At 68.7% G+C, this 11,948-nt stretch carries 11 protein-coding genes; 5 read left to right on the forward strand and 6 right to left on the reverse strand.

The features are described 5' to 3' along the window. Positions 1-502: LysR substrate-binding domain-containing protein (locus V6M56_RS00770; protein ID WP_465247575.1), on the forward strand; the 502-nt coding region annotated here is incomplete at its 5' end. On the opposite strand, the gene V6M56_RS00775 is transcribed toward V6M56_RS00770, so the two are convergent. Continuing rightward, positions 499-1,470, reverse strand: a complete 972-nt coding sequence (locus V6M56_RS00775) for a KpsF/GutQ family sugar-phosphate isomerase (RefSeq protein WP_332680659.1) — start codon at positions 1,468-1,470, stop codon at positions 499-501. The two genes, V6M56_RS00770 and V6M56_RS00775, sit on opposite strands and share 4 nt — an antisense overlap. Positions 1,471-1,617: 147 nt before the next feature. Here V6M56_RS00775 and V6M56_RS00780 point away from each other — a divergent pair, with 147 nt between their 5' ends. Further along, positions 1,618-3,180: an outer membrane beta-barrel protein gene (locus V6M56_RS00780; protein ID WP_332680660.1), complete on the forward strand. Its 1,563-nt coding sequence runs from the start codon at positions 1,618-1,620 to the stop codon at positions 3,178-3,180. A 128-nt stretch (positions 3,181-3,308) separates the two neighbouring features. Here V6M56_RS00780 and V6M56_RS00785 read toward each other — a convergent pair whose 3' ends face one another. Beyond that, positions 3,309-4,187, reverse strand: coding sequence for a UTP--glucose-1-phosphate uridylyltransferase (locus tag V6M56_RS00785; RefSeq protein WP_332680661.1), 879 nt, complete (start codon positions 4,185-4,187; stop codon positions 3,309-3,311). Between the two features lie 327 nt (positions 4,188-4,514). Between V6M56_RS00785 and galE the strand changes: the two genes are divergently transcribed. The 3 genes from galE (at position 4,515) to V6M56_RS00800 (ending at position 8,229) form a co-directional block, all read left to right on the forward strand. Next, positions 4,515-5,504 (forward strand): UDP-glucose 4-epimerase GalE, encoded by a 990-nt coding sequence (galE, locus tag V6M56_RS00790; RefSeq protein WP_332680662.1) that lies wholly within the window; start codon positions 4,515-4,517, stop codon positions 5,502-5,504. Between the two features lie 93 nt (positions 5,505-5,597). Continuing rightward, positions 5,598-6,839, forward strand: coding sequence for a lytic murein transglycosylase (locus V6M56_RS00795; protein WP_332680663.1), 1,242 nt, complete (start codon positions 5,598-5,600; stop codon positions 6,837-6,839). Positions 6,840-7,026: 187 nt separating this feature from the next. Further along, positions 7,027-8,229: an SGNH/GDSL hydrolase family protein gene (locus V6M56_RS00800; RefSeq protein ID WP_332680664.1), complete on the forward strand. Its 1,203-nt coding sequence runs from the start codon at positions 7,027-7,029 to the stop codon at positions 8,227-8,229. A 75-nt stretch (positions 8,230-8,304) separates the two neighbouring features. Here V6M56_RS00800 and V6M56_RS00805 read toward each other — a convergent pair whose 3' ends face one another. The 4 genes from V6M56_RS00805 to V6M56_RS00820 all read right to left on the reverse strand — a co-directional run. Then, positions 8,305-9,462 (reverse strand): winged helix-turn-helix domain-containing protein, encoded by a 1,158-nt coding sequence (locus V6M56_RS00805; protein ID WP_332680665.1) that lies wholly within the window; start codon positions 9,460-9,462, stop codon positions 8,305-8,307. A 92-nt stretch (positions 9,463-9,554) separates the two neighbouring features. Then, the gene (locus V6M56_RS00810; protein WP_332680666.1) at positions 9,555-9,863 is read right to left on the reverse strand and encodes a hypothetical protein; all 309 of its coding nucleotides are present in this window, start codon (positions 9,861-9,863) and stop codon (positions 9,555-9,557) included. A gap of 8 nt (positions 9,864-9,871) precedes the next feature. Beyond that, complete coding sequence (locus tag V6M56_RS00815) at positions 9,872-10,882, reverse strand: WD40 repeat domain-containing protein (RefSeq protein WP_332680667.1); 1,011 nt, start codon at positions 10,880-10,882, stop codon at positions 9,872-9,874. Positions 10,883-11,070: 188 nt separating this feature from the next. Then, positions 11,071-11,948: CobW family GTP-binding protein (locus tag V6M56_RS00820; RefSeq protein WP_332680668.1), on the reverse strand; the 878-nt coding region annotated here is incomplete at its 5' end.

Here is an 11,948-nt window from a genome sequence, read left to right on the forward strand (position 1 = left end):
GCTCGATATTTCCAGCGCCATGGCCGATATGGGCCGCAACGAGGCCGACATCGCGATCCGCCCGACGCGGGCGCCACCGGAAACCCTGATCGGCAGCAAGCTCGGCAGCTTCGACTACGCCGTCTATTCACATGGCGCGGCGGTGCCCGCGAGCCTGGCCGCACTGGTGGCCGCGGGCGGCTGGATCGGCCTTTCCGGCGAGATCGCGCAAACGCCGGCGGCGCGCTGGCTCGACGAGCATGTGCCGCAGACGGCCCGGATCGCCTCGGTCAATCTCATCCTCGGCGCCGCGCTCGCGGCGCGCTCGGGCGCCCATGCCCTGCTGCCGGCCTATCTCGGCGACGATCCGCTATTCGGGCTCAGGCGGATCTCTCCGCCGGTGCCGGAGCTGCGCTCGGAGGTCTGGCTCCTGACCCATCCGGACCTGCGCTACGCCGCCAAGGTCAGGGCCTTCATGAGCTTCGCCGGCAAGGCGCTGCGGCAGGCTTTGCGCGACAGCTAGGCGACGCCGAGATTCAGCAAATCGTGCACATGCACGAGGCCGACCGGGCGACCTTCGGCATCGGCGACGATCAGCGCCGTCACCCGCAGCCGGTTGACCATCTCCAGCGCCTCGACCGCCAGCGCGTCCGGCGCGATCCGGCGCGGATCGGCCGTCATCACGTCGCGCGCCAGCCGCCCGCCCCAGCCGGCGCCGAGTTTGCGGCGCAGATCGCCATCGGTGACGATGCCGGCGAGCTTGCCTTCGGCGTCGACGACGATGGCGCAGCCGAAGCTCTTGGCCGAGATCATCTCGACGACATCGGCCATCGCCGCCGTCGCGCCCACGATCGGCAGGCTCTCGCCCTGATGCATGATGCTGGCGACGGTCTTGAGCTGGGCTCCGAGCTTGCCGCCGGGATGGTAGACATAGAAATCCTGGCGCGAGAAGCCGCGCGCCTCGAGCAAGGCGACGGCGAGCGCATCGCCCAGCGCCATCTGCATCGTCGTCGAGGTGGTGGGCGCCAGCCCGTTCGGGCAGGCCTCCTCGGCCTTGGGCAGGATCAGCGCGACATCCGCCTCGCGCCCGAGCGCGCTGTCGGCATTGGAGGTGAAGCCGACCAGCCCGACGCGGAAGCGCCGCGTATGGCCGACGATGGCCGCAAGCTCGGCCGTCTCGCCCGACCAGGACAGCGCGATCACCACATCCTCCGGCTGGATCATGCCGAGATCGCCATGGCTCGCCTCGGCCGGATGGACGAAATGCGAGGGCGTGCCGGTCGAGGCCAGGGTCGCCGCGATCTTGCGGCCGACATGGCCCGACTTGCCCATGCCGGTGACGATGACCCGGCCGGATGCGGCGCGGATCATCTCGACGGCGGCGGCGAAGGGCGCGGCGAGCCCGTTGCCGATGGCGGCATGGAGCGCATCCAGGCCGGCGCGTTCGGTGGCGATGGTACGGAGCGCCGAGGCGCTGATGGTCGCGGTCATGGCGGGCGTCTAGCACGACGAAAGCCCGGCTGGCCACCGCCCCGGCGAGCGTTGACGGGGCATTAACCCTCTTCGTTCTAACTCCGTTAACCATGCGCGCCATCCCGGTGCGCTCTGTCCTGCCTGTGCCGGAGCGTCGTTTCGCCCGTGACCCGTTTCGCCAAGATCTGCCGGCTGGCCGGCGTCGCGGGCTGTTGCGGCGCGGCCGGGCTGCTGGCCTGGCCGCAAGCCGGCCTGGCGCAGATGCAGGCCGAACCGGCGCAGCGGGCGCGTTCCTCCGGCCTGCGCACCGGCACGCCGCAATATGTGGCGCAGCCGAAGCCGCCCGAGGACGCCGAGGCGACCCGCAACGCCTCCGCCATCCCCGAGGCGATCGGCGACCCCGCGGCGCTGATCCAGCGCCAGGAGGGTGCGATTTCGCGGCGCCAGCCGCCGCGCGCCGGACGGCCGATTCAGGCCCCCTCCGTCCATGGCGTGACCCAGCGCCAGTTCCGCGCGCCGCAGCCGGACGTGACCGGCCTGCCGCCGCCCGCTCCGCCCCCGCCGCAGCCCCGCCGGCGGGCGCTGGAGGAAGACCCTTACGCGCCGCTCGGCCTGCGCCTCGGCGCCGTGACGCTGCGCCCGGCGATCACCGGCTCGGTCGGCTATGACAGCAATCCCTCGCGCGTCTCCGGCCCGAGCAAGGGCTCGTTCTTCAGCCGCACCGAAGGCGAGCTCGGCGTCCAGTCCGACTGGAACGTGCACGAGCTGACCGGCATGCTGCGCGGCGGCTACAGCCATTATTTCCGCGACGACAACGCCTCGCGCCCGGACGCCGAAGGCAACATGTCGCTGCGCCTCGACGCGACGCGCGACACCCGCATCCTGCTCGAATCGCGGCTGCGTCTCGACACCCAGCGCCCCGGCTCGCCAGACCTCACCGCCGCGGTGGAGGGCCGGCCGATCACCTGGGCCTATGGCGCCTCGGCCGGCGTCACCCACGACATCAACCGGCTGCAACTCACCCTGCGCGGCTCGGTCGACCGGCAGGATTACGAGGATGCCGAGCTGACCAACGGCCAGGAACTCAGCCAGGCCGACCGCAACCAGACGCAATACGCCCTGCGGCTGCGCGCCGCCTATGAGGTCACGCCCGGCTTCAAGCCCTTCGTGCAGGGCGAGGTCGACACGCGGCAATTCGACGAGAAGGTCGATTCGAGCGGCTACATGCGCTCCTCCGACGGCTACACCGCCCGCATCGGCTCGACCTTCGAGATCAGCCGCATGCTCACCGGCGAGGTCTCGGTCGGCTATCAGGATCGCGGCTATGAGGATGCCCGGCTGAAGAACCTGCGCGGCGTCGTCGGCGACGCGGCGATCCTGTGGACGCCGACGCCGCTGACCACGGTCACCCTGCGCGGCACCTCGGAGCTCGGCGACACGACGATCGCCGGCTCGAGCGGCACCACGGTGCGGCGCGTCAGCCTGGAAGTGGCGCATGCGCTGCGCCGCAACCTGACCGTCACCGGCTTCACCACCTTCGGCCGCACCATCTATGAAGGCCAGGGCCTGCGCGAGGACTTCTCCACCATCGGCGCCAGGCTCGACTACAAGCTGACCCGGACCTTCTCGGTCCGCGCCAGCTTCACCCATGAGCGCCTGAACTCGACCGCGGTCGGCTCGGACTACACCGCGAACGTCGCGCAGGTCGGGCTGCGGGTGCAGTTCTGAGGTCTCCGGGCGTCATGCTCGGGCTCGACCCGAGCATCTCTTGCAGACCGGGCTCGCTCTGGGGAAATCCTCTTCCGGCCTGAGATTCCCGGGTCTGCGCTTCGCTTCGCCCGGGAATGACGCCAGCCCTACCGCCCCAGCAGCCGCCCGATCTCCTCGCGCAGTTGCGGGCCGAGATCGCCGCGCTCCAGCGCATAGGCGAGATTGGCGGTGAGGAAGCCGATCTTCGAGCCGGTGTCGTAGATGTCGCCGTCGAAGCGCACCGCGAAGAATTTCTCGAGCTTGGCCAGCGCGATCATCGAATCGGTGAGCTGGATCTCGCCGCCGGCGCCCTTCTCCTGCTTGGCGAGCAGGTCGAAGATCGTCGGCTGCAGGATGTAGCGGCCGGTGATGTGCAGGTTGGACGGCGCCGTGCCCTTGGGCGGCTTCTCGACCATGCCGGTGACCTGCGAGACCTTGGCCTTGGCGTCGTGAACGCCAACGATGCCGTATTGATGGGTCTGGTCCTCGGGCACCGGCGCCACCGCGATATGGTTGCCGCCATGCTCCGCATGGGCCTCGATCATCTCGGCGAGGCAGCCTTTGCCGCCGGTGTGGTGCAGCATGTCGGGCAGCAGCAGCGCGAAGGGCTCGTCGCCGATGATGTCGCGGGCGCACCAGACGGCGTGGCCGAGGCCGAGCGGCGCCTGCTGGCGGGTGAAGCTCGTCGCCCCCGCAGCCGGCAGGTCCTGCTTCAGCGCCTCGAGCTCCTTGGTCTTGCCGCGCTTGGCCAGCGTGTCGTCGAGCTCGTAGGCCATGTCGAAATGGTCCTCGATCACGCCCTTGTTGCGGCCGGTGACGAAGACGAAATGCTCGATCCCGGCGGCGCGCGCCTCGTCGACCACATGCTGGACGACCGGCCGGTCGACGATGGTCAGCATCTCCTTCGGGATCGCCTTGGTGGCGGGCAGGAAACGCGTGCCCAACCCTGCGACCGGAAACACTGCCTTGCGGATCTTCTTGCTCATGCGCATCCATCTCGCGCGCCCTGCGGCGCGCGCCTGCTAGATTTCTGGAGGGCTTCGGAGGATCCGGCTTCGCCCCATTCAACGCCGGCCCCGGAAGCTGTCGCGCAATTCTGGCGAAAGGCGGGCCGCTCCCCAAGATCGATACCAGTCGCGCCTTGCCGGAACGTCAATGCCCTCGACCGGAAATCGCCCGCGGACCGTCGCCGGATCGTCGCTTTTGCCGGCTCTCCTGCCGCCGATTCGCCCGGCCGCCGGAGATGGCGGATGCGGGCTGGCCCAGACGAGCGCAATCGCGTTCTATGCTGCGACGACGACAGGGAGAAGACGATGGCGATTCTGGTTTCGGGCGGCGCCGGCTATATCGGTAGCCATATGGTGCTGGAGCTGCTCGACCGCGGCGAGAAGGTCGTGGTGCTCGACGATCTTTCGACCGGCTTCTGGTGGGCGGTGCCGCCCGAAGCGGTCTTCGTCAAGGGCGACATGGGCGACCAGGGCCTGGTCGAGCGCACCATCGCCGAGCACGGCATAACCGAGATCGCGCATTTCGCCGCCAGGATCGTCGTGCCGGATTCGGTCTCCGATCCGCTCGGCTATTACCTCAACAACACCGTAAAGACGCGAGCCCTGCTCGAGAGCGCGGTGCGCGGCGGCGTCAGGCACGTGATCTTCTCCTCGACCGCGGCCGTCTATGGCGAGCCGCCGGTCTCGCCGGTGCCCGAGGAGATCGCGCTCAACCCGATCAACCCCTATGGCCGCTCCAAGCTGATGAGCGAGTGGATGCTCGCCGACACCGCCCACGCCCATGACCTGTCCTATGTCGCCCTGCGCTATTTCAACGTCGCCGGCGCCGACCCCAGGGGCCGTTCCGGCCAGTCCTCGCCCACCGCCACCCATCTCATCAAGGTCGCGAGCCAGGCGGCGCTCGGCCAGCGGGCCGGGATGGAGATCTTCGGCACCGACTACCCGACGCCGGACGGCACCGGCATCCGCGACTACATCCACGTCACCGACCTCGCCCGCGCCCATCTTTCGGCGCTCGACCATCTGCGCGCCGGCGGGGCGAGCCTGACGCTGAACTGCGGCTATGGCCGCGGCTATTCGGTCAAGGAGGTCGTCGAGGTGGTCAAGGCGGTCTCCGGCGTCGATTTCCCGGTCCGGCTCTCGCCGAGGCGGGCCGGCGACCCGGCCGCGCTCGTCGCCAAGGCCGACCGCATCCGGGCCGAACTCGGCTGGCAACCGCAACATGACGACCTGACGCAGATCGTCACCCAGGCGCTGGCCTGGGAGGAGAGCCTGCGCAAGCGCAACGCGAGCTGAACGACGCAGATTGGCGCGGCGTTAACCCATGGTTAACCTCGTTCAGGCGCTGTGTCGGGAAAGCCCGTCCAGCGACCGTGCCAGGGAACCGACATGCGCCGCCTTTCCGCCTTCGCCATCGCCGCCGTGCTGGGCCTGGGGCCCGCCCTCGCGCAAACGACGGGCTCGATCAACCCGGCGCGCGCCCAGGCCCCGAAACCGCCGGCGCGACCGGCCGCCGCCGCGATCGGCTTCGACGGCTTCCTGAAGACGCTCTGGCCGCTGGCCCAGGCGCGCGGCATCTCGCGCCGGACCTTCGACCTCGCCTTCGAGGGCGTCACGCCCGACCCCTCGATCGCCGCGCTGACGCGCAAGCAGTCGGAATTCGTCGCGCCGATCTGGAGCTATCTCAACAGCGCTGTCGGCGGCGGCCGGATCGGCCGCGGCCGCGAGGTCGCCGGCGAGCATGCCGGCGTGCTGGCGCAGGTCGAATCGCGCTATGGCGTGCCGAAGGAGATCGTGCTCGGAATCTGGGGCATGGAGACCAATTACGGCTCGTTCAAGGGCGGCAAGGACATCATTCGCTCGCTCGCGACGCTCGCCGAGCTCCGCTATCGCGGCGACTTCTTCCGCGACGAACTGCTGACGGCGCTCGAGCTGATCGAGAAGGGCCATGTCGAGCGCAGCGAACTGCGCGGCTCCTGGGCCGGGGCCATGGGCCACACCCAGTTCATGCCGTCGAGCTATCTGAAATACGCCGTCGACCATACCGGCGACGGCCATGCCGACATCTGGACCTCGCCGAGCGACGCCATCGCCTCGACCGCCAACTATCTCAAGGGCTATGGCTGGGTGCCGGGCCTGCCCTGGGGCCTGGAGGTCGCCGTGCCGGAGGGTTTCGATCACAGCCTCCATCGCGGCAGCTTCTCCGCCTTCCGGGCCGCCGGCGTTCGCCGCGCCGATGGCGGCGCGCTGCCCTCCTCGGGCGAGGCGCGCCTGTTCTACCCCGCCGGCCATACCGGCCCGGCCTTGCTGCTGACCGCCAATTTCGACGTCATCAAGAAATACAATTCCTCCGACGCCTATGCCCTCGCCGTCGGCCATCTCGGCGACCGGATCATGGGGCGGCCGGCCCTGCAGGCCGCCTGGCCGACCAGCGCGCCACGGCTCGACAAGACCGGCGTCACCGATGTCCAGCGGCGGCTGAAGAGGCTGGGCCTCTACACGCAGGACACCGATGGCCGCATCGGCACCGGCACCCGCGAGGCGGTGCGGCAATATCAGCTGCGCGCCGGCATGCTCGCCGATGGCTGGCCGACGCCGGTCCTGCTGGCGCGGATGAAGGCGGCACGCTGACTCCCGCCGCGATTTCGGCTACCTTGAGCCGGATGATGTCAGATGGAATCATGGAATGATCCCATCTGACATCTGAATCCGTCTCTCGCCAAAGAGTTAGAGCAGGATTCTTGCGAAAAACCGGTTTCCACTTTTTCGCATCCTGCTCTTGAACGGCCGGAAATGACCGACGCTGGGTAGCCGAGCGATGCGTCTACGCTCCTTCGCCATGGTTCTCGCGGCCTCCGGGCTGCTGCTGCTCACCGGCGGTCCCTCGACTTTCGCCCAAAGCGAGCCGCAGCGCGGCCGCAGCCTCTTCTCCCTGTTCTGGCAGGTGCCGGAGCGATCTTCGGTCCAGCCGCGGCAGCGTACACGGCCGGCGCCGCCGCAGACCCGGCGCCGGCCGCCCCAGATGGTCCGCGACGACCCGGTCATCCCCAAGGTGGACGTCAACCATCATGTGCTGGTGGTGGGCGACACGCTCGCCGACCAGATCGCCATCGGCCTCGCCGACAGCCTGGGCGATCGCGCCGATGTCGCGGTCCAGCGCAAGGCCAAGGCCGATAGCGGCCTGGTGCGGACGGATTTCTACGACTGGCCGAAGGCGGTCGTGGAGTTGCTGGCGGCCGACCCGAAGGTCATGGTCGGCGTCATCTCGCTGGGCCCCAACGACCGCCAGGCGATCCGCGAGGGCGAGGTCACGCATGAGCCGCTGAGCGAGCGCTGGCTACAGATCTACAAGTCACGGATCGAGACGGTCAGCGCAGCTTTTGCGGCAAAGCGCATCCCGCTGATCTGGGCCGGCGCGCCGCCGATGCAGAACACCCGGCTTTCGGCCGACCTCACCGTGCTGAACGACCTGTTCCGCAAGGGCGTCGAGGCCGGAGGCGGCCAGTTCGTCGATCTCTGGACCCCCTATCTCGACGCCGAGAACCGCTACAGCGCGATGGGGCCGGACGTGGACGGCCAGACCACGCGGCTGCGCCTCGGCGACGGTGTCCATTTCACCAAGGCCGGCGCACGCAAGGCCGCCCATTTCGTCGACGTCATCATCCGGCGCATCCTCGACCGCACGCCCAGCGAGAACGTCATCGCCCTGCCGACCGGGCAGGGTGAGGGCGCCGAGCAGCAACCCGGCGCGGTCGAGCGGCTGATCGACCGCATGGTCAGCGGCCGGCCGGAGGATTTCGCCTTCGTCCCGGTGCTGCCGGCAAGGCCGCTGGCGGGGCCGATCCTGCCGCTCACCGGCGCCGCGCCGGCCGGCGGCGAGACGGCGCTTCTGGCCTCGATCCAGGATGCCCGCGGCCGCGGCGATGCCGCCATCCAGCTCGACCGCATCTTCGGAGACGGCGTCGCGCCCGAGCCGAAGCCGGGCCGGGCCGACGATTTCCGCTGGCCGAGGCCGAACTGAGGCGCGCGGGTTCGCGACAATGATTCCGTATTGCGGTTCCGTATTGCGCGGAGCGCCGCGACGGGGTGGCTCGGCTCAACCCAACTGGAAGCGCTCGAAGCGCTGCATCTCCTCGTCGATCCTCTGCCGCAATGCCGCAGAAGGCGCGGGCTCGAGCCATGTCCATTGCTGCACCAGCAGCTTGCGCGCCGCCCGGTCGGTCTTGAGATCGGCGACGGCGACGATCCGGTCGCCGGCCAGCACCGGCAGGGAAAAATAGCCGAAGACGCGCTTCTCCTTCGGCAGATAGGCCTCGAATGCGTGCTCGTAGCCGAAGATCAGCTTCAATCGCTTGCGCTGGATGACCAGCGGATCGAAGGGCGAGAGGATATGGACGAGGTCTTCGTCCGGCAGCCCGGCCGGCTCCAGGACCTCCGGCAGCGCCCAATGCGGCAGCTTCTCGGCGCCTTCGATCATGACCGGCACCAGTTCCTTGCGCTTCACCCGGGCGGCGATGAGCCCGGCGATGGCCTTCTTGCTGGGTGCGTCGAGATGGCAGATCGAATCGAGGCTGACGATGCCTTGCGCGCGCAGGGCGCGGTCGAGCTTGTAGGCGACGACCTGGCGCTCCGAGGCCGGCGCGGGACGCTTCTCCCAGCCGAAATGCCGGTCCATCAGCTCATAGGTCTTGAGCATGCCGGAGCGGGCGGCGATCACCAGTTCGCCGTCATAGAAGGCCCGTTCGAGCAGGCCCTTCGAGGGCTTCTTGCTGGCCCAGAGATGCGCCTTCTCGATCAGCACATCGGTGTCGATATCGCGAATGGTGAGCGCGCCCTCCTTGCGGATGCGGCTCAAGAGCTTGCGCGTCTCCTCGCGATTGCCGACCGAAGACCAGCGCCTCGGCTCGGCGCGATGCAGCTTCATCGCCGGCAGGAAATACCGGATGTCGGCCGCCGGCACATAAGACAGCGCATGCGTCCAGTATTCGAGCACCGACTTGTCCCGCGACTGCGCCTGCTGCAGGTCGGCGCGCCGGTAGGCCGGGATGCGGTTGTAGAGGATGTGATGGTGGCAGCGCTCGATCACGTTGATCGTGTCGATCTGGACATAGCCGAGATGCGCGACGGCGGCCTCCGTTGCCTCCGGCCCGCCGGCGCCGAAGGGCTCGCCGGTGTCGAGGCGCTGGGCTCGCAGCCAGATGCCGCGGGCCTGCGCCTTGCTGAGCTGGGGGATTTTCCGCGGTCGAGTCGCCATCGGGGTAAAGCTAGCGATGCAGCAGTCGAAGGTTAAGGCGTCCGCGCTCGCACTCCTGACAGCCCATGGCGGCGGCGATCCGCCTCAGGCCGTCAGAGCCCGTTCCGATCAGATCGATTCAATCCGATCGGATCCGGCTCTAGCGCCTCCGCCAGCGCTTCCGGCGTCAGTTCCGCCAGCGCCATCTGCACCTTGAACGCCTTGGTCTTCTCGCCCGGATTCATCACCAGGATCACCGTCTCGGTGCCCGGACAAGCCGGGTCGGCGCAGAGGATCTCGTTGACCGCGACCGCTGCGTTCTCCGGCAGGCCGAGCAGCGTGCGGACCTGCTGCTTGATCGAGGCCGCCGCTTCGGCTTCGCCGGCCTCGCGCTTGCCTTTGCCGAACAGGCCGAAGCGCATGACGGCGCTCAGCCGGCCGGCAGCGTCAGCACGCCCGCAGCCCCGTCCTCGGTGCCGAAGGCGAGCCGCTTGCCGAGCTTGTCCCAGGCGAAGGCGGTGATGGCGCTGCCACGCTGCGCCGCCCGGACCAGCAGCTCCGACGCGTCGACGAGGCGGATCATCAGGATGCAGCCATCATCATAACCGACGGCCAGCACCAGCGCCTTCGGATGGAAGGCGACGCGGGTGACCTTGGCATGGCGTGCGCCGCATTCGCGCGGCGCCTTGCCGGTCGGCCCCTCGCCCTGGAAGGGCCAGACGATCGCGGCGTCCGCCCCGCTCGAGGCGAGCCAGAGCCCGTCATGCGACCAGGACAGCGAGCGCGGCTTGGCCGGGTAGCCGGTCATCCGCATATGGGTCGGCTTGTCGCCGAGCCGCCAGCCATGCAGCGCGTTCTCCTGCATCGAGGAGACGACGAAGCGCCCGTCCGGCGACCAGGCGACGTCGATATGCGAGCCCTTCCATTCGAGGAGTTCCGGCTTCGCCTCGGTGTTCGGATACCAGAGCGACACGCCGTTCATCTGGCCGATGGCGAGCCGGTAGCCTTTTGGCGCGAAGACCAGCCCCTGCGGCGTCGAGGCGACGTCGAGCGACTTGATCTTGCCCTTGTCGTCGCGGGCATGGACGGTACGTCCGGTGTTCCAGGCGATGCTGCCGGAGGCCGACAGGGTCACCGTGTCGATCCAGCGCCGCTTCGGGTCGGCCGCGAGCTCGCTCGGCTCGCCCTCGGCTCCGGTCGCGACGACGCGGCCGTCATCGCCGCTGCTGACCAGCCGCTCGCCATCGGAGCAGGCGCTGAGGATGCCGCCGCGGTGGACCGCGAGGCTTTCGGTCTGCCCGTCGCGCCAGCGCAGCACCCGGCCGTCGGCGAGCGCCAGCGCCAGGGTCTGCTTCAGCCACGCCGCGGCGACGACATGCTCGCCGGCTTCGACGGGAACGACATGCTCGCGCAGCGAGACGGGTTTGGTGATGCTGTCCATGGTGGCGGTCTAGCAAACAATCCAGCCATGCGCGATGCCGTCATTCCGGGGCAGCGCGCAGCGATGAGCCCGGAACCCATGACCACGGCGCGCCTTCAGTCGGCGCGACGATCGCACGGTCCGGCAAGTCAAATATTCATCGGTTCCGGGCTCGGCCGCTGCGCGACCGCCCCGGAATGACGAGGCGCTCAAGCCGCGCAGGCCATGAACCCCTCTCGCAAGGCACTCTCGTCGAGATCGCGCCCGATGAAGACGAGCCGCGACTGCCGCTTCTCGCCATCCTTCCAATCGCGCTGCAGATCGCCGTCGAGGATCATGTGCACGCCCTGGAAGACGAAGCGCCGCGGCTCGTCCTTGAAGGCGAGAATGCCCTTGGAGCGCAGGATGTTCGGCCCCTGCGCCTGGCTGAGGTCGTTGATCCACGGCATGAACTTGTTCGGGTCGACATCGCCGGGGATCGTGAACGACATCGAGCGGATCTCCTCCGCATGGTGGTGGTGATGGCCGGCCTCGAGGAAGTCGGGCTCGATGTCGAGGATGCGGTCGAGGTCGAAGGCGTTGCGGTCGAGCAGGTCGGCGATCGGCAATTCGCAGCGCGTCGTCCGGTGCAGCTTGGCATAGGGGTTGATGGCGCGGATCGCGCTCTCGACCTCGGTAAGCTCGGCCTCGGTGACGAGGTCGGTCTTGTTGAGGATGATGACGTCGGCGAAGGCGATCTGGTTCTTCGCCTCGGGGGCATCCTTCAGCCGGTCCTTCAGCCATTTGGCATCGGTGACGGTGACGACGGCGTCGAGCTTGGTGGCATCGCCGACATCCTGGTCGACGAAGAAGGTCTGCGCCACCGGTGCCGGATCGGCGAGGCCCGTGGTCTCGACGATGATCGCGTCGAACTTGCCCTTGCGCTTCATCAGCCCGTCGAGGATGCGGATCAGGTCGCCGCGCACCGTGCAGCAGATGCAGCCATTGTTCATCTCGAAGACTTCCTCGTCGGCGCCGACGACGAGGTCGCCATCGATGCCGGTCTCGCCGAACTCGTTGACGATCACGGCGAATTTCTTGCCGTGGT

The sequence above is a fragment of the Allobosea sp. genome (genome assembly GCF_036675845.1).
Lineage (GTDB): Bacteria > Pseudomonadota > Alphaproteobacteria > Rhizobiales > Beijerinckiaceae > Allobosea.

Coding starts and splice junctions, on each gene's coding strand:
- galE (WP_332680662.1), top strand. CDS start 4,515: ATGGCGATTCTGGTTTCGGGCGGCGCCGGCTATATCGGTAGCCATATG.
- V6M56_RS00785 (WP_332680661.1), bottom strand. CDS start 4,187: ATGAGCAAGAAGATCCGCAAGGCAGTGTTTCCGGTCGCAGGGTTGGGC.
- V6M56_RS00795 (WP_332680663.1), top strand. CDS start 5,598: ATGCGCCGCCTTTCCGCCTTCGCCATCGCCGCCGTGCTGGGCCTGGGG.
- V6M56_RS00815 (WP_332680667.1), bottom strand. CDS start 10,882: ATGGACAGCATCACCAAACCCGTCTCGCTGCGCGAGCATGTCGTTCCC.
- V6M56_RS00775 (WP_332680659.1), bottom strand. CDS start 1,470: ATGACCGCGACCATCAGCGCCTCGGCGCTCCGTACCATCGCCACCGAA.
- V6M56_RS00800 (WP_332680664.1), top strand. CDS start 7,027: ATGCGTCTACGCTCCTTCGCCATGGTTCTCGCGGCCTCCGGGCTGCTG.
- V6M56_RS00805 (WP_332680665.1), bottom strand. CDS start 9,462: ATGGCGACTCGACCGCGGAAAATCCCCCAGCTCAGCAAGGCGCAGGCC.
- V6M56_RS00810 (WP_332680666.1), bottom strand. CDS start 9,863: ATGCGCTTCGGCCTGTTCGGCAAAGGCAAGCGCGAGGCCGGCGAAGCC.